This window comes from Bacillus sp. 95MFCvi2.1 (assembly GCF_000374965.1).
Classification (GTDB): domain Bacteria; phylum Bacillota; class Bacilli; order Bacillales; family Bacillaceae_G; genus Bacillus_A; species Bacillus_A pseudomycoides.
In genome coordinates this window covers 51,145-75,139 of record NZ_KB895711.1, presented here as the reverse complement: position 1 = coordinate 75,139, position 23,995 = coordinate 51,145, and the positions used below count along the sequence as shown (strand labels likewise).

The following is a 23,995-nucleotide window of genomic DNA, read 5'->3' as shown; positions in this document are numbered from 1 at the left end:
TAAGTTTGAAAAGACATTATAGGACCTAAAAGGAAACAACCGTAGCAATTAGCTACGGTTATTTTTTAAATTCGCACGTTCTTTCCGCTCCCACAAACTTAAATGCATATACGGATCAAAAGCCCATTCTGTATACCCGTTGTCTTTATATAATCCAAAGTGCAAGTGTGGTGGGAACTTTCCAGCTGTACCAGGAGGTCCATAACCTGTGTTACCAACGAAGCCAAGAACGGTTCCTGGCTCTACAATTTGTCCTAGCTGTATTTCTTTAGAAAAGCCACCTAAATGTGCGTAATAATGATAATTGTTATATAAATCACGAATGCCGATGCGCCAACCACCAAGGCGATTCCAACCTTTTGTTTCAATAACGCCGTAGCAGGTAGATCTTACTGGTACACCGTGCCTTGCGAAAATATCGGTGCCTTCATGAATACGTCTTCCTCCAAAACTCCGCCCAGCGCCAAATGTACTACGGTAGCTATTGTCGCTATGGACAGGAAGAGGGAAAGCATTCCCTTCTAAGTTAATACGACCATAGTGCTTATAGATTCGAGCATATTCGGTAATTAATTCAACCGTTTTTGCACGTCTATAATATTCCCAGAGCATAATTTTAATACGGTCTTCTGAAGTCCCTTGCTTTTTTATAATAGTTGCCATTGTATGCAAAAGGTCTCGGTCGTTATTTGCATTTGCAATTCCATCTTTATCGCCATCTAAACCAATCCCCCCAAACAGAGAAATCGTGTGGGGAAGAGTATCGTTAGTAGAACCATTGGCAGGTCCAGCCCACATTTCTGGTTTAAAGTAAATTGATATGATAGCATCGGGCTTTTTCGGAATATCTTTTCTTACGCTCCGTATATTGCGTTCATATTGATCAATTGCGGCTAAGTAATACCATGGAATATTAGCATCTTTTTCAGTTTCTTTATATAGTGTCATGCGCTTTTCGTATATTTGATTTTGATTCACTTCACCATAGGCAAGGCCTTGCCCAAGAAGAAAACAAATAGAAAGCAATAAGGCAATCTTTCGAGGCATGAAAATAAACTCCTTTCACAACATCACTCTTTCTAGTGTGGGATATACGAGATATTTCATTATAGTAAATCATTGGTAAAAATTCTTGGAATCTTCATTTGAGCAAATCGCTTTCATACGTTAGAATAGATATGTTACATTGAAAGAAGCGAACACGGTAAACTATTTCATATTGTGCGGAGTTGATAACATGACAAAACAAACAGAATATAAGCGCAAGCCCGAATGGTTGAAAATTAAGTTAAATACAAATGAAAACTATACAGGCTTAAAGAAAATGATGCGTTCTAAGCAGCTGCATACCGTTTGTGAAGAGGCGAAATGTCCGAATATTCACGAATGCTGGGCTGTAAGAAAAACAGCAACGTTTATGATTTTAGGTGCGGTTTGTACACGTGCTTGTCGTTTTTGTGCGGTTAAAACAGGCTTACCAACGGAGCTTGATTTACAAGAGCCAGAACGCGTAGCAGATTCTGTAGTACACATGGGCTTAAAACACGTTGTTATAACAGCGGTTGCACGTGATGATTTGAAAGATGGCGGAGCTGCTGTTTTTGCTGAAACAGTGCGCGCTGTTCGTCGCAAAAATCCATTCACGTCTATTGAAGTACTGCCATCTGATATGGGCGGGGTAGAAGAAAATTTAAAAATGTTAATGGATGCAAAACCGGATATTTTAAACCATAACATTGAAACAGTACGTCGATTATCTGACCGAGTTCGCGCTAGAGCAAAATATGATCGTTCCTTAGAGTTTTTACGTCGTGCGAAAGAAATGCAACCTGATATTCCAACTAAATCTAGCATTATGGTGGGACTGGGTGAAACAAGAGAAGATTTAATTGAAGCAATGGACGACTTACGTGCGAACAATGTGGATATTTTAACACTTGGACAATACCTACAACCATCTAAAAAACATTTACCAGTTATTAAATACTACACACCAGCTGAATTTGCAGAGCTAAAAGAAATTGCTCTTAGCAAAGGATTTAGCCACTGTGAAGCTGGCCCGCTTGTTCGTTCTTCTTACCATGCAGATGAGCAAGTACGTTCTGCAAAAGAAAATACAGCACAAGCAAAATAATAGTAAAAAATCCTTCTTAGCATGAAAACTAAGAAGGATTTTTTTACTTCAAACACAACTAAATAGGAAACAATAAAGGAAGTTTTACCGCAGTTTTTCAATTTGTTTTTCTATATTCTAAAACGGTATTTTGACATGTGGATAAAATCTTTTTCAATTCTTCTGTGGATAATTCAATTGTAAATTCCGGAACACCCGGTGTAATTAAAATTTTGTCATAGGCATAGACGGAACTATCCACAATAATTGTTACATTCTGTGAATAGCCAAAAGGAGCGACGCATCCCGGAATACATCCTGTTTGTTCTCTTAGTTCATCAGGTGAACAAATTGATAAGCGCTGCCCCGTGATTTCCTTCATTTCGTTTCTCTCGAGACGAGTTCCTTCCAATGTGAAGAAAACGTAATAGGATCCAGATTTTGATTTTAAAAATAAGCTTTTACTTGGAGCACCCTGCAAGCCAAGGCGTTCACGAACAACACGATCTGTCTCATAATCGAGAACTGGTTCATGTTCAAATTTTTCATAAGAAACATTTGTCTTATGTAATAAAGAGATTACTTCTTCGTACATATTTTTGTAATGCTCCTTTCTATATTTGCTGCATGTTCATCATGACTTTTTCAAATTTTTTTGCACTTAAAATTTCATGTGTTAAAAATTCTCCGTTATAAAAAGCTCCATATGTCGTGAAGGCACAAGGAGCATGCTGCGCATCTTCTCGCGATGTCAACTGAATGCATTTGAAAGGGATGTGATATTGCTGAGTGATATTGGCCAATTCTTGATGAATGTAATAATCAGTATAAGGACACTGATTTGTATAATAGACAACCAAGCCGTTTTGATTTGGAATCTTCATGTCCTTGGCGCTTGCTGTGAAATGTGGTGAAGGAGCATTTGGATCAAGTTTGTATACAAGTAATTCAAAATAAGGCGGTGCTGTATCACATACTTGAAACCCTTTTTTCTTTAAGTAGCCGCCATCTGATAAATAGGGGCGTTTTTTCTTGCTTGAAATAACAACGATTCCATGCTTTCCTTTCGCTTTAGAATCTTGCATACATTCTTCTAAGAGCTGTGCACCATAGCCTTGCCCTTTAAAACGCCCCGATACCCAAAAGCAATTGATGAATGTGTATCCTGGTGCAGAGATAGGCACCCATGCATACTCAGCCGGAATGTGTTCAATGAACACCTTTCCTTTTACATCTAGCTTTTTAAACATAAGTCCTTCTTCAAATCGATCCTTTAGCCACTCTTTTTTTAGCTCGACACCACGTTTCACTTTTTTGTCTGACATTGCACAGCAGATATGTTCTTGTTCAATATTATCTCGTGTAACAATTTTCAACGGTCTTTCCCCACAATCTGTGGATTGTCGTTTGTTCATCAATTGTAATTTCGTAAATATCAGGATTGCTTAAGTTTTTCCATGCTAGAAAACCAATCCGATTATCAAAGTACTTTAAAATGAGCGTTAATAAATTTCCATGTGTAACAAGTAATGTTACTTGGTGTTTTTGTTGTAAAATATCTTGAATAAGCGATGCAACGCGGTCCATCGCTTGTTTTGTTGACTCTCCGCCTAAAAAGGCAATATCTATATTTGTAAAAGTATATTCTAGTTTTTGTAGCCAATCTTCCATTGGATTATTGCTTAATATGCGTTCCTCTAGGCGCTCATCTTCGCCTACGGGTAGATTGGTTCGTAATGCAAATGGTGCAATGGATTGAATGGCTCGAGTAAAAGGACTTGAAATAATGGACTCTATTTGCAGGTTATTTTGTATGAGAAAATCAGCAAGAAAGTGTGCTTGCTTTTCCCCTGCAATTGTTAGTGCTGCATCTCGTTCTTGTCCAGTTGCTGAGCAGTGACGTACTGCGATAAGTTTTTTCAAAATCCATCCCTCATTTTTTAAGTTGACCATACATACTTCGACAAATAGGAAAAAAATCCTCTATACAAAAAAAGCTAAGCCACATGGACTTAGCTTTTTTCGGATTCAATTGTTAATTTGTCTTTCATTTTACGAATAAGAATAAAAGCGCAAATCGTAAAAATAAGCGTGATTCCTTCTGCAACAAATATGTTGATAATTTGTTTTTGATAAAGAGCTGCAAAGAAGTCTATAAATGCATGGAACAAGCCGGCATATATAACAAAAATATATTTCTTATGTTTTACGCCGTATAATACAAGCATTGAGAAGGCGATTTGTAAGACCAAAGCTAAGATTCTTTCTAAGCTACCAAGTAGGTAGAGATAGGAAGGAGTGCTAAGTAATAAATCTTGCACTTGACTGAGCTGAGGGGCCTTTTCAATAAGTTTTGAAAAACTTCCATTATTGATTGAAATAGCAAAGTATAGAGTTTGAAGACTAGCTAGAGCCCCAATTGAAATAGATTCAATCCCTCCGTGTCCAATTCCATATGCTAAACCATCTTTATATTCTTGATATTTCTTAAGTAAATAGAAGAAGGCTATGAATCGACCTGCTTCTTCAAAGATAGCGGCAGTAAGTCCACCATAGATGGCATAAAGAAATGGGTTTTTCAATATTTCCGATGTTGTTGGATTGCCCAGCATAAATACGTGAAAAGGTGTTTCGAGAATTTGTGAAAATCCAATAAAGATAAGAACCCCAACACCAACAACTTTCCAGTTTATATGATATTTTTTTCGAAAATAAATAAGTACAATAATTGGAACTAGAACCGAAATCGCTAGTTGCACAATCATACTGGTAATTACAGCATTTGAAACCATATTTTTCACCGCTTTCTAATATATGTACATATATATTATGCCTGAATTTTAAGGGAATGTGGAGTGGAGGAGTTTTTAGTCATAAAAAACACATAATTTAATAATCATTTTTTATTGACTCTCACGTTACGTAATACTTTATTGTATGTATGAAGGGAGGCGAAACAATGACAATGAGGGTAAAAGAAGTAGCTGATTTAGTTGGTATTAGTGTGCGCACACTGCATCATTATGATGAAATTGGGTTGTTAACCCCAGACGAGACGACAGAGTCAGGGTATCGTCTGTATTCCAATGAAAATCTAGAGACACTGCAGCAAATTTTATTTTTTAAAGAGCTTGGCTTCCCTTTAAAGAAGATTAAGGAAATTATCATGAGTCCTTCATTTGACCGGGAAGAAGCGCTTCAATTGCATAAGAAAATGCTGCTCGAGAAGCGAGCTAGACTGGATAAGGTGATTGCGACAATTGATAAGACAATTAAGCATACAAAAGGAGAGATTCAAATGACGAATAAAGAAAAATTTGAAGGATTTGATTTCAGCCAAAATCCATATGAGCAAGAAGCACGTGAGAGATGGGGAGACGAAGCTGTGGATAAAGCGAATAAGACAGCAGCTGGCATGCCTAAAGAAAAGCAAGAAGAGTTTAATGGCATTTATAGAAAGCTGGCTACACTTCGAAATGGCGCGCCTGATTCTAAAGAAGCACAAGAAGCAATCCAAGAATGGTACGATTACTTGCAAAACTTCGGTCAATATTCATTAGAGACATTCAAAGGATTAGGTGAAATGTATGTAGATGATGAACGTTTTACAAAAAATATTGACCAATTTGGAGAAGGTTTAGCACAGTTTATGTGCGATGCAATGGCGGTATACGCAGATAACCGTAAAAAATAAAAAAGATGGGGCTGTCTCAAGTGGGCAGCCACCATCTTTTTTATTTTTTAAGCATGTCATTTAATGTTTGATTCTGCGTATTATTCAAATGCGGATTTTTCCCCATTTCACGTTTTAGCATATCAAGGCTTTGTTCATATTCTTTATTGTTTAATGTACCAGATTGCAGACCTTGAATTTGCGTAATCAATTTTTGGTCTGTTGATACATATGCTTTATAATAGCGAGGAACGATGGATAAAGCTGTTTTATATACTTGATCTGTTACAAGAGCAGGATCGTTTGTTTTTGCTTTGTATACAACAAATACTTCGTCATCGGTCACAAGTGTAGCAGCATTTGTGACATCCGGAAGATTTACTGTCATACTTGTAATCATTTCAGCTACCTTCTCACGGTTAATGGCACCCACTTGTTTGTTAGATACTTCATGTTTTTGTTTAGAGGAGTATCCGACTCTTGTAAGCTTTGTATTTGTATTTTCTGTATGATACATGTCGTTTTTATTGGAGACAAGAACGCGGCTGCCTTTTTCATGTTCCATTTCAGCTTTATTTGTCGAGTAGCAACCTACAAATAAAGAGAGCGTGAGAAGAGAGAGTATCATTTGTTTTTTCAAGATGTATCACCTCCTTCTTCATAGCATTTACTACTTTTCAATTTTTTGTATTTGAAATTGTTGGTTGTTAGGCTTTGTGATACGATAAAAAGAAGAATGCTTAGAAAGGAAGTTAATGATGGAGCAAAAGCAGGAGATTCATGCTACAATGAGCATTAATAATGTTCAATACGAAGTAATTAAAGACTATCGTAACGGTTTTCGTGAAGAAGCATTTAAAGAGCGCTATGCAGAAATTTTAAATAAATATGATTATATCGTTGGTGACTGGGGCTACGATCAACTCAGATTGCGCGGTTTTTTTGATGATAGTAACCAACGTGCGACATATGATACGAAAATTAGTACATTATCGGAGTACTTATACGAGTACTGTAATTTTGGTTGTGCACACTTTGTATTACGAAAAGTGAAGAAGTAAAAAGAATTCCTCTTACGATAGGCGTAAGAGGAATTTTTTTTAATCAAGTATTTTTTCATAGCAGTTATACCAATTATAGGGCTTTGGTTTACTTGAAAAATAAACAGCGCCCCGGCATATATAATTATTTGTTTCGTATAAACGTAAGGAAACAGGATTACCTGTGAAAGCATCTAAGCGTATCCCGATATAGTTCTTTTGCTGTGCTTCATTTTCCCAAAAGGATAATAGTTCTTTACTATATCCTTTTCCTTGTGCGACTGGATGGATGACAAAAGAGTGGACAATGAGAAAACGTCCTTCCGTTTTTGACCAGTCAATAAGCGTATACTCTGGGGACTGCCATTCATTCAAAATGACGGCACCAACGATTGAATCATCTTTACATAGACAATAGAGTTCATTATTTTCTAAGTGGTAGGAAATTGTTTCTCGCGTCGGATAAGAGTCATCCCATTGGTAAATTTGTTTTTGGAGTAGGTCCGTTTTACACTGCTCATACATATCATCTAACTTATCTAATAGGTTAAGTGTACCTTTTGTTATTTTTAGCATATGTGTCCCCTTTACAAGCAAATTGAAATAAGATCACCTTCAGAAAGCGTTGTATTTGGTTTCATCTTCTGTCCATTCAACTGAATGTGTCCGTTTTTTATTCTGTCTACAATCGCGGTGCGGCTCCAATCTGAAATATACGTAGCGAGTGCTTTATCCATGCGATGAGAGCCAAAAACTGTTTCTAATACAATGGCTAATTCTGTAGTGCCAGCTTCTTTATATTGCATAATCGAGATAGTAGTGATCATCTCACCTTGTTCTTTTTGAAACACATCGATCGTTTCGACATGATCAGAAAAAGACTTATAAATGTGAAGTTTCTTGTTCCACGTATGTCCTTTCGGGCATTTATAAATGGCAAAGCGGTAAATATTTTTTCCGTTTGCGTTATGCCTATGAATGTTCGTATCAGTAAAAAGGGTGGTATGCCCGCAATTTTTACAATGCTTTTCGACTATCGTTTCAAATTCATTTTCATATAAATTCCAAGAAAGTTGTACTTTCTGCATTTTCCTTCACCTCGTTTGATGGTAAAGGAACGTAAGACAGCTATTTGGATGTCTTGCAGTATGAATGGGAAAGAAATAGGCAAAAATAAAAGGAGGTTCTCCCTTAAGAGGAACCTCCGTAAAACATCATACTACAGATGTGCTACGTTCCTTTGTAATGGGAAATGAACAGACTACTCCCTTGACAAAGCACATAGCTTTTTTGAGAGTAATGCTATTCAGTTGCTGATCCATTACAAAGTAAATGTTGGCATACGTAGTAGACGTCCTTTCTTCCAAATAGATTTGTTCATAAGTATAACATAAAAGATTGAAAATTCAAAACTTTGTTATATATAAAAAACACCAGCTATCAAGGTAGCTGGTGCCATAATATTATATAAGTTCAAATAAGAATGAGCGAAGTTCTTCTGCAATCTCTTCAGAGACAGAAAAAGCGTGCTCTAAGTAGCCAGGTTCGTTTAAATCGTCAGTGCCGATGATTGCAAATTTATTACGCTGCATATCAAGGACAATTGTTTTACTGTAATGGCGATCGGAATATAAAAGCGCTAAATCGTGGCGCTCATTTTCTCCCATAAAGCTAACGAAACGCGTTTTTGTATCGACTGTATCGTCGTAAAGAAAGAAACGTTCTTCCATACTACACAGGCTCCTTTTTTAAATATCTAAGTTTAAGTGAGGCTTATGATCTAAATGGTGATGTGTTTTAATAAAGCGTACTGTTCTTGTTTTGTAGCGCATAACGATAGAATATGTTTCTGCTAAGTCTCCGCCAAGGAATTTCACACCATCTAATAACTCGCCAGCAGATACGCCTGTTGCTGAGAAGATTGCGTCGTCACCAGATACTAAGTCATTTAACATAAGAAGTTGACGAGGGTCTTCTAATCCCATTTTACGGCAACGTGCTTCTTCTTCTTCGTTCATTGGAACTAAGCGTGCTTGCATTTCGCCTTCAAGACATTTTAGTGCTGCTGCAGAGATAACGCCTTCTGGAGCGCCGCCAATACCAACGAATAAGTCAATCCCTGTTCCTGGAAGAGCTGTTGCGATTGACGCACCAACATCTCCATCACCGAATAGTTTTACACGTGCACCTTTTGCGCGAACACGGTCAATAATATCTTGATGACGTTCACGTTCTTGGATGATAACCGTTAGGTCACGAATTTTCTTATTGTTTGCTTCTGCTACAATTTCAATTGTTTTTTCAATTGGATCATCTAAGCTAATCTTACCAGCTGCTTTTGGACCAACCGCGATTTTTTCCATGTACATATCCGGAGCATGAAGAAGGTTTCCTTTATCTGCGACTGCAATAACTGCCATTGCATTTGCAAGACCTTTTGCAACGATGTTTGTCCCTTCTAATGGATCAACGGCGATATCTACTTCTGGACCGTTACCTGTTCCTAGTTCTTCACCAATATATAACATTGGTGCTTCATCAAGTTCTCCTTCACCAATTACAACAGTACCTGCCATGTTTACTGAATCAAACATATCACGCATAGCGGTAGTTGCTGCATCATCTGCTTCGTTTTTCTTTCCGCGGCCCATCCATTGTGCGGATGCTAAGGCTGCTGCTTCTGTTACACGGACAATTTCTAATGCGAGTTCACGTTCCAAGGTGACATTCCTCCAATTTCAAAAATCATACAGTTATAACTATAACAAATAACGCGTGAAAGGTGAATTCGAAAAATTGTCGATTTTTTCAGAAGAAACGGTTACAATTAAAATGTAAATGCTTTAATTTCCAGGTAGGTGACATTCATGTACTTTGTAGACAGAAAAAAAATAGAGCAAATGTTAGCATGTTTAGAACAAGTAGTAGATACATTTCAAGAGAAGCAAGAATATGAAACGGATTTTGAATATTACGCATTAGAGCGTATGTCGCATCTCATCATTGATTGCATACTAGATGTTGGAAATGCAATGATTGATGGATTTATTATGCGTGATCCAGGGAGTTATGAAGATATTATTGATATTTTAATGGACGAAAAAGTCATAAGTGAGGAAGAAGGAAAAGGGATAAAAGAAGTGATTGTTCTTCGGAAAATGCTTATGCAAGATTATATTCAAATGAACCATGAAGAATTATATACAACGATTCAAAAACAAATTGCCGTGGTACAAAAATACCCTGCGAATATTCGCCGTTACTTAGAAAAGGAATTAGGACCTGTATCTGCATTTGTAGCAGAATAAGCGCATGGATAAGATCCCCATTAACCTTTTTGGGGGTCTTTTTTGTCTATGGGAACGGCTCAAAAGGGAGAAGGATGAGAAATGGAGGAAGCACGTACAACGAAGGAAGAAATTGTACAGCTTTTAAAAATAAATGGCGAACAAACAGTTGCATCGTTAGCTGAATCTTTAGAGATTACGGAGATGGCAGTACGTCGTCATTTAAGTAAGCTTGAGAAAGAAAAAATCATTCAGTCGAAAATGGTGCGTCAACATGTGGGAAGGCCAACATATGTATACGACCTAAGTCAAAAAGGAGAAGATTCGTTTCCGAAAGATTATAAGCAATTTGCTTTAGAAGTGTTAGAGGATTTAGAGTCAATCGGTGATGAAACACTTGTTAATGCTATTTTAAAAGCGAGAACGAATCGGATGGAGGAGCAATTACAAAAGCGAATCAGCAGACAAGATAATGTATGGCAGAAGCTTCGGGAAGTTGCTGTTATCCAAGAGAAAAAGGGATATATGGTACAAGTGAAGCAAGAGGGAGAAAACTCGTACATATTACAAAAACAAAATTGTCCATTAAAGGCTGTTGCTGAAAAATATCCACAGCTTTGTTTGGAGGAAGAAAGTATGTATAAGCGGTTGTTTTCTGATGAAAAAGTGAAAGTGTTATCAAATATGTGCAATGGTGACTGTCACTGTTCGTATCACATACAAGAGAAAAAATGAACGTTATGGGACGCTTTTAGACAAAGCGTTTTTTTCTTTGGAAAAAGCGGTTAATATAAGAAGGGTATGAACGCTAGAAAAAAAGGAGAGACAGATGGATGTATAAAGGCTATTTAATCGACTTAGATGGTACAATGTATCGCGGTGAAGAACAAATTGAAGAAGCAAGCGACTTTGTAAAAGCACTACAGGAGCGCGGCATTCCCTATTTGTTTGTAACGAATAACTCAACGCGTAAACCAGAGCAAGTGGCAGAAAAGCTTGTTCGTTTCGATATTCCAGCTAAACCAGAGCAAGTATTTACAACAAGCATGGCAACAGCAAACTTTATTTATGAGCGTAAACAAGATGCGTCTGTGTATATGATTGGTGAAGAAGGATTGCATGACGCACTTGTAGAAAAAGGATTCAAACTTGTGGATGAAAATCCTGACTTTGTCGTTGTTGGATTAGATCGCGAAATTACATATGAAAAGCTAGCGAAAGCATGTCTTGCAGTACGTAATGGTGCGACATTTATTTCAACAAATGGAGATATTGCCATTCCAACTGAGCGTGGTTTATTACCTGGAAACGGTTCCTTAACATCTGTTGTAACAGTGTCAACAGGTGTAGAGCCAATCTTTATCGGAAAACCAGAATCCATTATTATGGAACAAGCACTAAAAGTACTTGGCATGGCGAAAGAAGAAGCGCTAATGGTTGGGGATAACTATGATACTGACATTTTAGCGGGGATAAATGCTGGTATGCATACACTTCTTGTCCACACTGGAGTCACAACTGTGGAGAAGTTAACAGAGTATGACGTGCAGCCAACACAAGTTGTGCATAACTTGACAGAGTGGATTGAGAAGATGTAATAGTGGACAGGCAATCTTTTAGATTGCTTGTTTTTTGCTGAATGAAGGCTGTAATTCGATTTAAGTAGGGATGGGCGTAAGTGTATATTAAAATTACATTCATTGTTTAAATTATAGAAAAAGACCTGCTCACTCATCGTTAATCAACATACAGTAATGTAAATCCGTCAAAATATCCACAGCTTACTGTTTTGAGCACTTACTAAAGTAGGGATTATACAGCTGCTGGGAAGGTGGATTTAGCTGCTGAAAAACACTCACTTGAGTGTCTTTTTTACTTTAATAATATTTTTTATAAATGGATTTGCGAGAAGGGGAAGGGATATGGATCATACAATTACATTCAATTTTGGAATATCCATAGTAATTATTCTATTCGTTTTGTTTGTACTAGCTATATGCGGATGTTAAAAAGACACCCTTTCGAGTGTCTTTTTTTGACTTGAAAACCACATATGTATTAGGACTCCTATCTTATTTACTATTTTACCATGTTCAGTCATATCCGTTATTGAGAAAATTAAATCAGCATGTCACTCTGCGTTAACCTCACTGATGGAAGTTTCATCTTACCCTAATAAACGATTCACTACTTCTTTTACTTCTTCAAGATATTGTTTTCTCGCGCCGTCATCCACAGAAGGGACACTCGTATAGAATGTGTGCTCTAACGTTTCAATTCCTGTAAATTCAAAGATTCCAGCATCAGTTGTTTTCTTCATTGCATCAAACATACCGCTTGCTGTATAAGCTTCTTTTGTATTTCCCATTGTGGATAGTAGCAATCCTTTTTTACTGCTTAGTAACTTTTCAATTCCATTTTCACCATAAGCGTACGCAAAGCCGTGGCTAAATACACGATCAACATATCCTTTTAAGATTGCTGGAAGACCTGCCCACCACACTGGATAAATAAATGTGATGTTATCAGCCCAAGTGATATGTTCTTGTTCTTCTTTAATATCAGCTGGTGTATTTCCTTGAGAAAAGGAAACAAAATCAGAAGCTGCTAATACTGGATTGAAATTTAGTTCATATAAATCGCGAACACGTACTTCATGACCTTTTTCTTCAAGTTCACTTTTTACTGTTTCTAAAATCGCATGATTGAAGCTTTGTGGATTTGGGTGTGCATAAACGATTAGATGTTTCATGTTTATTCCTCCTATTTGTGGATATGTTGATAGTTTTTCTTAAAAAGAAAATATTATTGTAACTATTATGGTTACGAATCGAGGGGGAAATCAAGAAATTCAAATTCTTATTAGAAAATGTGAGATGTGCTATTTTGCGAAGTATGTTTCAAAATATATTTATATTACAATACAAGTACAGTGTGATAGGAAGATTGGTTTCGCAGCAGAATATATATTTAATATAAAGATAATTAAATGAAAAAAAGGGGTATAAAAAATGAATATCATTGAAATTGAAGGGGTAGAAAAATCATTTGATATTGGTGATAGTAAGGTAAAGATATTAAAGAGGATTAATCTCCAAATCCAAAAAGGTGATTTCGTTTGTATTATGGGAGCGAGTGGGTCGGGGAAAACCACTCTTTTACAGTTGCTTGGAGGATTAGATATTCCGACGACGGGAAGCATTCGAGTAGATGGTACTGAAATTTCATCATTAAAAGAAAAAGAACTCGCGTTGTTTCGGAGGCATAAAATAGGTTTTATTTTTCAGCAGTTTAATTTAATACCAGTATTTAATGCGGAAGAAAATGTGGGATTACCGTTACTGTTAGATAATGTCCCGCAGAAGAAGGCGACAACAGCGGCAAAGCGTTTATTAGAGCTTGTTGGTTTAAAAGGGAAAGAACAGTACTTACCATCGCAATTATCAGGTGGCCAGCAGCAAAGGGTTGCCATTGCGAGAGCATTTGCCAATGAACCAGCTATTATATTAGCAGATGAACCGACAGGAGCGTTGGATTCTGAAAATAGCAAAAATATCATTGCGGCTCTTCGTAATGCTTGTGATGAATTGGGGCAAACGGCAGTTGTTGTAACGCATGACCCGTTTGTAGCCGCTCATGCAGATAAAGTTGTTTTCTTACTAGATGGTGAAGTAATTCATGAACATGCCGAAAGTAAAGGATGGAAATTCCGGCATATTCCGCAGCAAGTTACGCACATTCAAGAGATTATGAATCGGCACTTTAAGGTAGGTGATAAGAGCGATGTCTTGGATAATTAAATATGCGGCCAAGTCTATTAGACAGAATTGGCTAAGGAACATGTTAATCGCTCTTGGGGCTGCTTTAGGCGTTATGTTAGCAACAATGTTACTACTAGGAAATCAGTCTGTAGAACAAAGTGTTAAAGAGCAGGTTGTGAGTCGTTATGGTGATTATGATTTGCAATTTGGTTATATTAAAAATGATGTGTATTTAAAAGATAAAAAATTAAAAGAACTGAATGGTTTTGAAAGTGCGGAAAAAATATCAAAAGTACTTATTCCTTATCCGTTACCAAATTATAAAGAGCTTTCTGGCAAACCATCGTATTGGGGTGTGGAACAAGATTCTCCCGATATGCGTTCTTATAAAATTACAGAAGGGCGATATCCGAAAGAAGGAGCGGAAGTAGCACTTACGAAAGGGTATACAGATCGAGAGAATATAAAAGTAGGAGATATGATTCGTCTGCCTTTTCCACCGCATGGTGAAAAAAATGTGAGAGTTGTAGGGATTTTGAATCCACCATTGATGGCAGCAATGGGACATAGCGCATATTTTCCAATTACTTGGATGCAACAGGAATTAAACTTACAAGGTCAATTTAACCTTGTTCAAGTGAAAACATCTGATGTCAATGTGAAGAGAATGATTGCTAGTGATGTGAATAAAAAATTTGAAAATATTAAAATAGATCAGCGTACATATGTAGATAAAGCATTAGAAAGATTAAATGTGATGAAGCCATTAGTCTTTAGTTTAGGTGGAATTGCTTTATTTGTTGTAGCGCTTTTGATTATGGGAAGCTTCTTCTTATCTGTAAGAAGTCGCTTTAAACAATGGGCTTTATTACGTGCGATTGGTAGTAATCCAAATCAAGTCATTTTCGTTGTTTTATTAGAAGCATTATGTATTGGAACGATTGGTTCGTTAGTAGGAGTTGTACTTGGTGCTAGCACACAGCAGCTCGCAGCTTCTTTTATTAACATGTGGGTGAATGTAGAAAGTACAGGGCAAGAATCATTTTCTATTTCATTTGAGATTTTATTCATTACATTTTTACTAGGGATTATCATGTCTGTAATAGGTGCAGCCATACCGGCATTTATGGTAAGAAAAATACCACCAGTTCAAGCTTTAAGACCAGGACTTCCGAGCAATCAAAAGAAAGAACGGAAATGGAGTATCTTCAGTCTTATTGTTTTAATGGCAGGTATCGTAATTGGTTTAAGTGGAACAGTTGTTGAAAAATATATTGGCTTTAATCCAAGTGCGATTGGAGCAATTTTATTTGCAATTGGTTTATTGTTTACAATTCCATTGTTGATTCGTGTGATTACGTCAGTTATCGCTAAACCATTTCAAACGATATTTCGCATTGAGACAACAATTAGTAGCCGAAATGTCATTCGTTATCGTAAAAAGGCAGCTGTTTCAGTCGCAATTCTAGCATTTGGATTTATGTTATCTCTAGTTGGAACGATGTATGTGAATGCGATGTATGAAGGAATGAAGCAAGGATTACAAAAGAATTTACCAGCAGATTTAGTCATTCGTGTTCCAATGGAGTCACAAGGAATTGAAAATATCCCATTTAATTGGCTAGGAAAGATACAAGACGTTAAAGGGGTAAAAGAAATTGTCGGAGCAGCCTCTGATTCCACATCTAAACTTGTAAATTATGACTTTAAAGAAGCAAATCAAGAATGGTACGAATTTATGAAGAAAAATAAATATAATTATGATGCGATGGAAGTTGTGGGTACTGATATTACAGCGTTTCAAAAGGTGACCAAGATGAAAGTTATTTCTGGTCAAAACTTGAGTACTCCATTAAAAGATGGAGAAGGAGTAATTACAAAAGAAACAGCAAAAAATTTAGGGATTAAGCTACATGATACGATTGAAGTGCAAGGGAAAGGGAAGCAAAAACAGTCTATTAAAGTCGTTTCTATTATCGAGAAAAACTTGAGAATGCAAAGTACTTATGTCTTCGTAAATGAACAATGGGCGCGAAATATGTTTCATGTAAAAGGATATGAATCGATTCAAATTATGACAGACTCTAAGGTACCTTTTGAAACAATTAAGAAGAAAGTAACAAAGATAACAAATGGTAAAGATAATATAGAGGTTATAAATAGTACCGATTTATTAAAAGAGCAAGAACAATTGTTATCTCAAATGGTTATGCTCATTCGTTTATTGGTTGTAATTATTTTTGTTATTTCGGGTATTGGCTTAATGAATGCGATTGTGGCAAGTTTACATGAAAGACGCGCTGAAATAAGTATGATTCGTGCAGTAGGAGCAATTCCTGGGCAAATGCGAAGAATTGTATGGCTAGAAGGTACATTACTCGGTGCAATAGCTGGATGTATAGGAATTGGAGGCGGTGTGATTTTTAGCTATATTGTCTTAACGAGTTTAGAACTAACCGTTATTACGATTCCATACAATCAAGTTTTATTACTGGCTGCAGCGAGCGTTATACTCGGAACAAGTGCAGCAATGATTGCTTCATCCCAGTTAAGAAAATTTAAACTAAGTGATACGCTCAAGGAATTATCAGCGTAAGAAAGACCGCTTTTATAGCGGTTTTTTTTTGTGAGTTTGGTTAAATCGTTCTATGAAATAATAAAAATTACTTCTGTTTTTTCAGTATTTTTAACTACTATAAATTAACTAACTCCACGTTATAAAGTAATAGTAAGGACTTGAAAGTGGAGGTGATCCATTCATGATTCATAACGAATTATTCATTAGAAACGAACAGACGGTTAGATTGTATCAGCGTATTATTTCGGACAAACTTTTTTCATTGCATGATAAAGGTGATGGAAAGGTATTGAATGTCCATATTAATATTTTGGCTCAGTTGTTGTATGAAGCATTTAAAGAAATCGATTTAACCAATTCTCCTGTTGTTCCCGTTCTTATTATTTCTAACCCTGTAGCAGTTCAAAGTATTTATGTTCCAGGGATATATACAATGAATTTTGTTTGTGATGAGTTCATGTATATTTGTGATGTTGATCGTCTTCAAAATGAGGTTGCAACATTAGCAATCGGCTATACAATCCAGCATAGTAGACTTGAGCGATTATTAGATAAAGAGGTAGAAAAAATGCTTCTGTATATGATTAAGAGAATAAAGAAATTTTTGGATATCCACGGTGAGTTAACATGTTCTTTTGAAATTGCTGTTAAGGAAGATGTTTTATTATATGAGAACAATCTATCTCCCGTTTTTTTATGTCAATGGATTGTAAATCGATAGGAGTAGAGGAAGGAGAATGAAAAAATGAGTGTCAGATTAAGTGCAAAAGAAAAAGAAGTAGCCATTCTCGTCTCAAACGGAATGAAGGATAAAGAAATTGCTCAAACGTTGTATATTAGCCGGAGAAGGGTAGGGGAGATAATAGCTTCTATTAAAGAAAAATGGAACATTCATCATCGTGTAGAAATTGGAATTCGGGCCTACTATTATGGGCTAATTACGATAGAAATCGCTCCTAGAGAAGAGAATTGTTCACAGAGGATAAAACAGAAGAGTTTTGTTTTTTAATTACAATTTTCGCCCTCTTTGATTGTGTGCAAAGAGGGGAAATGTCATTTTAGAAATTAGTTTGAAAATCTTCTATATCAAGGTCGCATTGTAAGGCGATTTTAAAATATTTTGCTCCTAATTTATAAGCACGTAATTCATAAAAATGATCTCCTAATTCAGTAGCTAGCTTTTTAACCTGTATATATTGTCTGTTACCCATTCCAAAATCAATAATTCTCTGCATTTCTTTCTCGTAGCCCTGATGGTCACCTTGAAGCTTATAGAGATGCGCTTTATATGTATAAATTTCGATATAAACAGAAGGCATATCGTAAGTTTCTAAGATTTTGATGGCTTCCGGCATGACTTTATTGATTTGCTCCCATTCTTTTAAATGTAAGTAAATTTCAATAAGGCTTCGCAATGCGTAAATATTTGACTCTTGCTGATTGATTGCTATATTTATTTTCAAGGAATGCTTGAAGTGTTGAATTGCTGTATCGAATTCTTCTAACCCTTGATATACTCTTCCGTAATTGTAATAAATCATTGCAAAATACATAGCAGGATCGTGAAGTTCTTTTACATATTGTTCAGCTTCTTTTAAGTATTCTAAGGATTCTTCGTATCTTTCATCGAGATGATATTGTACAGCAATTGTAATAAGCGTATCTGATATGAAAACTTTGTTATTTAACTTGCTATATATTTCATATGCTTTTTTTGAATATTTCCGGCTCACACTTTGGTTTTTAATGAGACGTTGTTTAACTAGGCTCATATTATAGTATAAATTAGCTCTTTGTAAGTTTTCTTCCGTAGTTAATAATTGATTTGCCTGCTCGTAGTATTCATTTGTTTTAATAAAATCTTGTTTCATATAAAAATAATTACCACATGCTATGTAATAATAGGAAAAGTCTTCAGCAAACATTTGATTAGGCTGATTAGGTATTAAATTTATTGCTTGTCGATAAATGGAATCACCTTTTTTGGGTGAACTAGTACGAGCGTAATAATGGAGTAGTACACCGGAAATATGTAAAAGAATTGGGAGTGGATGCATTTCCCGAGTATGTAACTCTAAAAAAGAAATTTCACTTTCAGTCAATTTATTATTCTCTTTATAGTTTATCGTAATTGCTATTATATCTGCCTCAAAGTCAGTTTTACTTTGCTCTGTGAGATAATCCACACTAATATCCAGTTTGGCTGAAACCTTCTCTAAAAAAGAATGAGAAGGTTTTGCCGTTCCATTTTCAACTCGACTTAAATATGGAATAGAACAAATTCCATTTACTAATTCCCCTTGTGTCATTTCGCGATGTATCCGGATTTGGCGTATCTTTTCTCCTATTTTCAAAGTATCACCTTTTTCTCCTTCGCTTCTTTTATCCACATCGGAAGTTCATTCAACAAATTGTTATACAACGTTTCATCTGTTGTTTTTTCGATATCGCGAATGTAGAAGAAGTTTGCGTTATCAATGAAACGCCCTTCCATTTCGTCTAGCTTTCTAAGAACGTCGAATTTGCCGTTTCCAATTCCAACAAACTGCCAAAAAATCGGTTGGTTAGAAGAGAATACAACCGGTTTTTGAATTCCTTTTTTACAGCCTCCATCGTTAATAAAAATAACAAAGGCAGGCTCTGTGCTTTTTTCTTCAATCGTATATTTTTTTATGATATCTTCCATTACTTGTGGCTCATCATTTCGGCCAAATTTATGAATGGAAGTGTTATTTAAAATATGTTTTTCAACATAACCAGCAAAATCTTTTTCGGTAACGGCTGGTAATCTTGAAAACTCATTATCGTACACCCAAATATCTAATGAACCATCATCATCGAATTGACTTGCTACAGCAAGAACACGTTCAACAACTTCTTGGACAGTACCGTTTTTATAAAGTGTTCGCATAGACCCAGAAATGTCTAATACGAGCGCAACTTTTGCGACAACGCCTGTTAATTTCTTTTTCTCTAATACAACGCGTACTGCTTCTTTTCTTAAAGTAATTGTACTCAAGTATAATCGCTCCTTTTTTTATCATGTAACAAAGATGCCGGTTCTTGAAGTATGTATAGATTACGCAGTAGGAAGAGAACTATGGACCATTTGAAGTGCTTTACTTACAATTTCCTCCGCTGCATATATACCAATTTCATTTGTTCTTACAATATGGGGTAATAAACTCCCCTGTTTTGTTTCAAGTTCACCATGAAGAGGTGCGATTGCATGATTCGCCCTTTCTAACATGCATAGATCAAGTAAGGAATCTCCAGCAGTAATTACGGTTTTTTCCTGAAGTTTTTCTTGTACATACTGAACAGCATCCCATTTGTTCACAGGCTTTGGCACAAAATATAATTTTCTGCCTTGCAATGAATGAGTCCATCCTTGTTTATCGAGCCAAGTGGTGAATGATTGTAATTCGTCGTATGGAATATTGTCACGCTTAATGATGCAGTAGTGAAATAAATCATCAGCTGTTTTTTGTGAAATGACCCATTCTTCATGAGAAATATTTTGAAATTCTGTTAGAACATCTTCTTTTTCCATGCATGCTACTAATCGCTCCGTTTGTATGTTTTCCCAAGTGTCATCTAGCTTACCGTTATGAAGGATATTACCGCCATTGCTTGTAATCGCATATTCCGGAATGACTTCTGTTTGAAATAGTGTAATACGTTGAAACTGTTCAATCGTTCGAGTTGTAACTGGGATGAATTGTGCTTGTAATTGTAGTTGTTTTAATAAAGAAATCGTTTTGTGTGTGATAAAAGAAATCTCTTTCCCATCTAAAGTCTCGATGAGCTTAATATGTTCGTCTTCTATGTTAGCTCGAAATGATTTCCGAGAATAAATGAGCGTTTGATCAAGATCGCTTGCAAAAATCATGAAGACGTCCTCCTTAGAGGTTTAATTATGCCGCAGCACGAATACGTCATATCTTTATAGATTTCTACTGGCACATTTTTTTCTTTTGCTAAAAGTAAAATGTGCTTTAAATCTGGATTGTTTTCGCCCTGGATTAAAATTTTCCATGGTACTCGTCTTAGTAAAACACGCGTTGTTTCTCCAACTCCTGGTTTAATTAAGTTTATATTTTCTATTCCAAAATGCTTTTGAATAGAGGCGATGTCTTGCATACCTTGCCAAGATGGTTCTGTATAGGTAGCAATAATGTGTTCTAGTTGCGTTGTTACGTCAGCGCTAATGGAAGGGAATAACGCTGTGATTTTTTCAATAAAGAAGTTAGATAAATCTTCTGTTTCTCGTTCTCGATAATATTTGGCGCCGTGGAAATCATTTGGACCAATATAAGTTTCATTTAAAACAGTGCGGCTGATTAACCCTGATACGGTCGCGTTTAAACAAGCGCTTGGAATGAGAAAATCTTCTCGTGTTCCATATATAGAAGTACAATGGCCCGGATCAGCAAGCACTGCCATGCAGTCTGAAATATATTCATGATTCTTTTCGTTAAATGTATACACAGATTGGCGTAGTTCTTTTTTTATCGCACCTTTTCCAGTCCAGCCATCAATGAACTGAATGGTTTGATTTGGATGGTGCTTCAAAATATAATGAAGGGCATTTTCATCGATGCCGCGGCCACGAATAATGGAAATACAATAATGCGGCAAGTCGATATTATATTGATAGCGAATGTATCGTTTTATTAAAACACCTATTGGTGTACCGGCCCTCGCTAGTGAAACAAGAACAAGCTTCTTTCCTTTCGTTTTTATAATTTGCTCGGCTATTATACCGGCTGCAATGGCTAGTTTACGTTTGTATTGCTCGAGTGAAGCAAAAAATAAATCCATATAAGGTTTAGATGGTTTATATTCAATTGGAAGCATTTCAGAGTAATGTGTGCCCGATTGAATTGCTCGTTCTCTTTCTTCTGTTACGCTTTCTTCTATGACAGCACTAATATCTTTTAATAGAAAAATAGCATCCTCTTTCGCATAACTACCGATAAGCTGTAATGTTTTGGGATCGGTCATATTTCTTCACCCTCACTTTCTACTAAACTTTTAAATGAAACGATATGAATGAGTGGAATAACTGTTTGTAATTGTGTAAGAAGGGAATGGAAAGCATCTTCCTGTAAATCACGCTCTATAAAAAGAAAGACTTCATCGTAGTCCCCAGGCTGGATATTATAAAAATAACTTGTAACTACTTTATCTTCAGGGCTTTCATAGGAAAAACGACTATGAATAGCGTATTGTACATCACCCGCGTAAGGATGAATAGGACTTCGTGTTGTTGATTGATAGGAAATGTTTTCTCCCATTTCAGCTGCGATTCGCATTGGAAGATACATAAACTCGCCAGTTCCTAAGCAGAGTGTCTGTTGACCTTTTCGATTTTTCCTTAAATCATGACCAATCTTTTTAGCAAAAGAGTGGATACACTTTTGATCATCGGATGAAATGCCAAAACGTCCTGTGTAGTTTATGTAACTGACATCATGGTTTATAGATGTATAAGGTAAAATAGGACATGAAATCATATGTTTTTCTATCTTAGACTCTATTGATTTATAAACTGTCTCATCATGTGAAGAAGAAGTAGTAACAGGACTACCAATTACGTCGATTGAACCGCTTAATAGAGAAATCACATGAATCGTAATATCAAGTTCTTGCTCGAGTTCTGTAAATTGTTTTCGATGCGCATCTGAGCGCCAATCTAATAAAGAAGCAATAATATATTCTTTTCTTGGAAACTTTTCTTGAATAGATCGAATGATATTAAGTGCGGTTTTTCCTGTTGTCATTTCATCATCCACAAGGACGATGGGCTGTTCATTTTGAAAATAGCTTTTGTCCACATAGCAACGATGTGATGTCGCGTGAGAATGTTCCTCTTCGAATGTAATGATAGGATCGATTTGTGAGATCATCTCCCTTGTTGTATGAACATATTTTGCATTTTGAAAACATTGAAACATCGAGTGGCCTAATGCGGTAGCTGTTTCTGCAAATCCGATAAATAATACTTCTTTTTCTAGAGGGAATTGATACTGGAGAATTGCCTCTAGCTCATTATTGGTACTGTCTTTAGAAGAAATCAGGTTAAGAATTTCTTTTTGATATGGATGATTTGTACGATGTAGCACTTCCATATATCTTGCAGCAAGAGCACAGCCTCCAGCTAAAGAGATTGCAGGTAGAACAGGAAGATGTTTTCCTAAAATGGTACTCACAAATAAAAAGCCGCGCCTCTTATTCATTCTTGCGGCCATTTGAAATAGTTGATCTGGTAATAACAAATATGGATTATGTAGCACATCTATATGAACTGTTATTTTATTTAAAATGTGGTACGTGTACGTTTTGTTTTGACTTTTCGGTAAGGAGATCGAAGAAAGTTTGTTGTTCATGTAGCACCCCATAAATATTAGATTTCAGAAGTGTTTTACGCGCCCAATTATAATGTGGCTTCACTTCATTCATTTTGTTAGAAAAGCTGCTTTTCATAACGCCGTTATACGTCTGAGCAGCTTCAAAAACAGCTTTTGCATCTAAATAATCTTCTAGTGTTACAACGTGCAAGGCTTGTACGAGTTTAATGTGAGAAGGGTGAATGACCGTTTTTCCAATTAATCCATTTGCTTGATCGAGCAATACTTCATGAATGAGCCCGTCCTCATAACGATGAAGCATTTCCTCACGCATTGTTACTCCAGCGCTTCCGAATGATTTACGGAACGGTGTTTGCCGAAGCTGTGGTTTTAGTACGCGCTGCCTGTTTCCGAAGTACTCCCACACAGGACCAGATATAACGTATTCATCTGCCTTTCTAGAAAAAATATTAATAATATCAGAAATACAATCACGAATAACAGCAATATCATAGATTGTCGTATCTTTATTTCGGCGAATGCCAAATATGCCAGAAAAGTCGGTGGCACCAATTCGTACGTTCAAAATGAAAGCGCGATAAGAATCTAGGATTGCTTTAATTGCTAGTAACGTATCAATACGAGTTTCTTTATAAATAATTTCAGGAGACTCTAAAATAGGCATCCCGTAAAGTGAAAGTGAATATGTTTCGTTTATATCCTGTAGTTCATGAATGTAAGACATTCCGTTCGCAGGTGTGAATTTAGGAAAGACAAAACCGCTCATACAATGAACGGCGCTACCTAGTTCATGAATGAGTGAACGCATCTGTTTCGGTTCACGAATCCGGATAAAGAGAAGTGGCACGTCTGATGGAAGAAGCCTGTTTGCATCAATCATATGAGCCAGTAGTTGCATTTGTATGACGACATTTTGCTCGGCAAGTTTCACATCTCCATCACTAATGGAATCTTCTAAACAAAGTACGATTGATGTAGCACCTTCGTGCTTTTTCGCGGCAATATCCACTGCGATTGTATCCTTTGTACCAGGTGTGTATAGAGTAGCACCTAATGCGTAAGCCAATTGTTCTTTTGTGATATCTTTGGAAAAGGTTATTGGCTCTTGATAGAAAAGTTTTTTCTTTTCTTCAGAAGACAGATAGGAAAAATGCTTCAAGTTGTCACCA

The 23,995-nt window shown here is 36.3% G+C and carries 27 protein-coding genes; 10 read left to right on the top strand and 17 right to left on the bottom strand.

From position 1 onward, the window contains the following. Positions 1-48: 48 nt before the first annotated feature. A complete protein-coding gene (locus tag C568_RS0123435) occupies positions 49-1,047 on the bottom strand; it encodes a M23 family metallopeptidase (protein ID WP_018782873.1) in 999 nt (332 codons plus the stop codon). Between the two features lie 190 nt (positions 1,048-1,237). Between C568_RS0123435 and lipA the strand changes: the two genes are divergently transcribed. Then, positions 1,238-2,134: a lipoyl synthase gene (gene lipA, locus C568_RS0123430; protein WP_003201659.1), complete on the top strand. Its 897-nt coding sequence runs from the start codon at positions 1,238-1,240 to the stop codon at positions 2,132-2,134. Positions 2,135-2,231: 97 nt separating this feature from the next. On the opposite strand, the gene C568_RS0123425 is transcribed toward lipA, so the two are convergent. The 4 genes from C568_RS0123425 to C568_RS0123410 all read right to left on the bottom strand — a co-directional run bounded on the left by C568_RS0123425 (position 2,232) and on the right by C568_RS0123410 (position 4,905). Beyond that, positions 2,232-2,708, bottom strand: coding sequence for a YbaK/EbsC family protein (locus C568_RS0123425; protein WP_003201661.1), 477 nt, complete (start codon positions 2,706-2,708; stop codon positions 2,232-2,234). A 19-nt stretch (positions 2,709-2,727) separates the two neighbouring features. Then, on the bottom strand, positions 2,728-3,438 hold the full coding sequence (locus tag C568_RS0123420) for an N-acetyltransferase (RefSeq protein WP_080740350.1): 711 nt from the start codon (positions 3,436-3,438) through the stop codon (positions 2,728-2,730). A 28-nt stretch (positions 3,439-3,466) separates the two neighbouring features. Beyond that, positions 3,467-4,036, bottom strand: a complete 570-nt coding sequence (locus C568_RS0123415; RefSeq protein WP_029427661.1) for a histidine phosphatase family protein — start codon at positions 4,034-4,036, stop codon at positions 3,467-3,469. An 89-nt stretch (positions 4,037-4,125) separates the two neighbouring features. Further along, on the bottom strand, positions 4,126-4,905 hold the full coding sequence (locus C568_RS0123410; RefSeq protein ID WP_018782870.1) for a YhfC family intramembrane metalloprotease: 780 nt from the start codon (positions 4,903-4,905) through the stop codon (positions 4,126-4,128). 167 nt (positions 4,906-5,072) lie between these two features. Between C568_RS0123410 and C568_RS0123405 the strand changes: the two genes are divergently transcribed. Further along, a complete protein-coding gene (locus C568_RS0123405; RefSeq protein ID WP_018782869.1) occupies positions 5,073-5,807 on the top strand; it encodes a MerR family transcriptional regulator in 735 nt (244 codons plus the stop codon). 40 nt (positions 5,808-5,847) lie between these two features. Here C568_RS0123405 and C568_RS0123400 read toward each other — a convergent pair whose 3' ends face one another. Beyond that, the gene (locus C568_RS0123400) at positions 5,848-6,426 is read right to left on the bottom strand and encodes a YhcN/YlaJ family sporulation lipoprotein (protein WP_016112382.1); all 579 of its coding nucleotides are present in this window, start codon (positions 6,424-6,426) and stop codon (positions 5,848-5,850) included. Positions 6,427-6,574: 148 nt separating this feature from the next. On the opposite strand from C568_RS0123400, the gene C568_RS0123395 reads away from it, so the two are divergent. Next, positions 6,575-6,847: a YutD family protein gene (locus C568_RS0123395; RefSeq protein ID WP_371388589.1), complete on the top strand. Its 273-nt coding sequence runs from the start codon at positions 6,575-6,577 to the stop codon at positions 6,845-6,847. Between the two features lie 39 nt (positions 6,848-6,886). Here C568_RS0123395 and C568_RS0123390 read toward each other — a convergent pair whose 3' ends face one another. The 4 genes from C568_RS0123390 to glpX all read right to left on the bottom strand — a co-directional run bounded on the left by C568_RS0123390 (position 6,887) and on the right by glpX (position 9,546). Then, the gene (locus C568_RS0123390; RefSeq protein WP_006096415.1) at positions 6,887-7,402 is read right to left on the bottom strand and encodes a GNAT family N-acetyltransferase; all 516 of its coding nucleotides are present in this window, start codon (positions 7,400-7,402) and stop codon (positions 6,887-6,889) included. Positions 7,403-7,413: 11 nt separating this feature from the next. Continuing rightward, on the bottom strand, positions 7,414-7,914 hold the full coding sequence (locus tag C568_RS0123385; RefSeq protein WP_018782868.1) for a S4 domain-containing protein: 501 nt from the start codon (positions 7,912-7,914) through the stop codon (positions 7,414-7,416). A 375-nt stretch (positions 7,915-8,289) separates the two neighbouring features. Beyond that, on the bottom strand, positions 8,290-8,556 hold the full coding sequence (locus tag C568_RS0123380; RefSeq protein ID WP_018782867.1) for a DUF3055 domain-containing protein: 267 nt from the start codon (positions 8,554-8,556) through the stop codon (positions 8,290-8,292). Between the two features lie 18 nt (positions 8,557-8,574). Then, positions 8,575-9,546, bottom strand: coding sequence for a class II fructose-bisphosphatase (gene glpX, locus C568_RS0123375; RefSeq protein ID WP_003208882.1), 972 nt, complete (start codon positions 9,544-9,546; stop codon positions 8,575-8,577). 147 nt (positions 9,547-9,693) lie between these two features. Here glpX and C568_RS0123370 point away from each other — a divergent pair, with 147 nt between their 5' ends. The 3 genes from C568_RS0123370 (at position 9,694) to C568_RS0123360 (ending at position 11,711) form a co-directional block, all read left to right on the top strand. After that, positions 9,694-10,134 (top strand): DUF86 domain-containing protein, encoded by a 441-nt coding sequence (locus C568_RS0123370; RefSeq protein ID WP_003201498.1) that lies wholly within the window; start codon positions 9,694-9,696, stop codon positions 10,132-10,134. 81 nt (positions 10,135-10,215) lie between these two features. Continuing rightward, complete coding sequence (locus C568_RS0123365; protein WP_018782866.1) at positions 10,216-10,848, top strand: helix-turn-helix transcriptional regulator; 633 nt, start codon at positions 10,216-10,218, stop codon at positions 10,846-10,848. A gap of 98 nt (positions 10,849-10,946) precedes the next feature. Continuing rightward, positions 10,947-11,711: a TIGR01457 family HAD-type hydrolase gene (locus tag C568_RS0123360; RefSeq protein ID WP_003208886.1), complete on the top strand. Its 765-nt coding sequence runs from the start codon at positions 10,947-10,949 to the stop codon at positions 11,709-11,711. A 569-nt stretch (positions 11,712-12,280) separates the two neighbouring features. On the opposite strand, the gene C568_RS0123355 is transcribed toward C568_RS0123360, so the two are convergent. Beyond that, positions 12,281-12,865 (bottom strand): NAD(P)H-dependent oxidoreductase, encoded by a 585-nt coding sequence (locus tag C568_RS0123355; protein WP_018782865.1) that lies wholly within the window; start codon positions 12,863-12,865, stop codon positions 12,281-12,283. A gap of 259 nt (positions 12,866-13,124) precedes the next feature. On the opposite strand from C568_RS0123355, the gene C568_RS0123350 reads away from it, so the two are divergent. The 4 genes from C568_RS0123350 to C568_RS0123335 all read left to right on the top strand — a co-directional run bounded on the left by C568_RS0123350 (position 13,125) and on the right by C568_RS0123335 (position 17,461). Next, positions 13,125-13,913 (top strand): ABC transporter ATP-binding protein, encoded by a 789-nt coding sequence (locus tag C568_RS0123350; protein WP_003201505.1) that lies wholly within the window; start codon positions 13,125-13,127, stop codon positions 13,911-13,913. Next, on the top strand, positions 13,897-16,470 hold the full coding sequence (locus C568_RS0123345) for an FtsX-like permease family protein (protein WP_018782864.1): 2,574 nt from the start codon (positions 13,897-13,899) through the stop codon (positions 16,468-16,470). The genes C568_RS0123350 and C568_RS0123345 overlap by 17 nt, the downstream gene beginning before the upstream one ends. Positions 16,471-16,633: 163 nt before the next feature. Beyond that, positions 16,634-17,173, top strand: coding sequence for a hypothetical protein (locus C568_RS0123340; protein WP_003208889.1), 540 nt, complete (start codon positions 16,634-16,636; stop codon positions 17,171-17,173). Positions 17,174-17,197: 24 nt separating this feature from the next. Continuing rightward, positions 17,198-17,461 carry a response regulator transcription factor gene (locus C568_RS0123335; protein WP_003208890.1) on the top strand — a complete coding sequence of 88 codons (264 nt, stop codon included), beginning with the start codon at positions 17,198-17,200 and terminating at the stop codon, positions 17,459-17,461. Positions 17,462-17,510: 49 nt separating this feature from the next. On the opposite strand, the gene C568_RS0123330 is transcribed toward C568_RS0123335, so the two are convergent. The 6 genes from C568_RS0123330 to C568_RS0123305 are packed head-to-tail and all read right to left on the bottom strand — an operon-like array spanning position 17,511 to position 23,985. After that, positions 17,511-18,806: a helix-turn-helix domain-containing protein gene (locus C568_RS0123330; RefSeq protein ID WP_018782863.1), complete on the bottom strand. Its 1,296-nt coding sequence runs from the start codon at positions 18,804-18,806 to the stop codon at positions 17,511-17,513. Next, the gene (locus C568_RS0123325) at positions 18,803-19,471 is read right to left on the bottom strand and encodes a vWA domain-containing protein (RefSeq protein ID WP_003201514.1); all 669 of its coding nucleotides are present in this window, start codon (positions 19,469-19,471) and stop codon (positions 18,803-18,805) included. Before C568_RS0123325 ends, C568_RS0123330 begins: the two co-directional genes overlap by 4 nt. 60 nt (positions 19,472-19,531) lie before the next feature. Next, complete coding sequence (locus C568_RS0123320) at positions 19,532-20,344, bottom strand: HAD family hydrolase (protein ID WP_018782862.1); 813 nt, start codon at positions 20,342-20,344, stop codon at positions 19,532-19,534. Then, the gene (locus C568_RS0123315; RefSeq protein ID WP_018782861.1) at positions 20,341-21,459 is read right to left on the bottom strand and encodes a cysteine protease StiP family protein; all 1,119 of its coding nucleotides are present in this window, start codon (positions 21,457-21,459) and stop codon (positions 20,341-20,343) included. The genes C568_RS0123320 and C568_RS0123315 overlap by 4 nt, the downstream gene beginning before the upstream one ends. Then, on the bottom strand, positions 21,456-22,844 hold the full coding sequence (locus C568_RS0123310) for a phosphoribosyltransferase family protein (protein WP_018782860.1): 1,389 nt from the start codon (positions 22,842-22,844) through the stop codon (positions 21,456-21,458). Before C568_RS0123310 ends, C568_RS0123315 begins: the two co-directional genes overlap by 4 nt. Continuing rightward, positions 22,771-23,985, bottom strand: coding sequence for an HpcH/HpaI aldolase/citrate lyase family protein (locus tag C568_RS0123305; protein ID WP_003201524.1), 1,215 nt, complete (start codon positions 23,983-23,985; stop codon positions 22,771-22,773). Before C568_RS0123305 ends, C568_RS0123310 begins: the two co-directional genes overlap by 74 nt. Positions 23,986-23,995 lie beyond the last annotated feature (10 nt).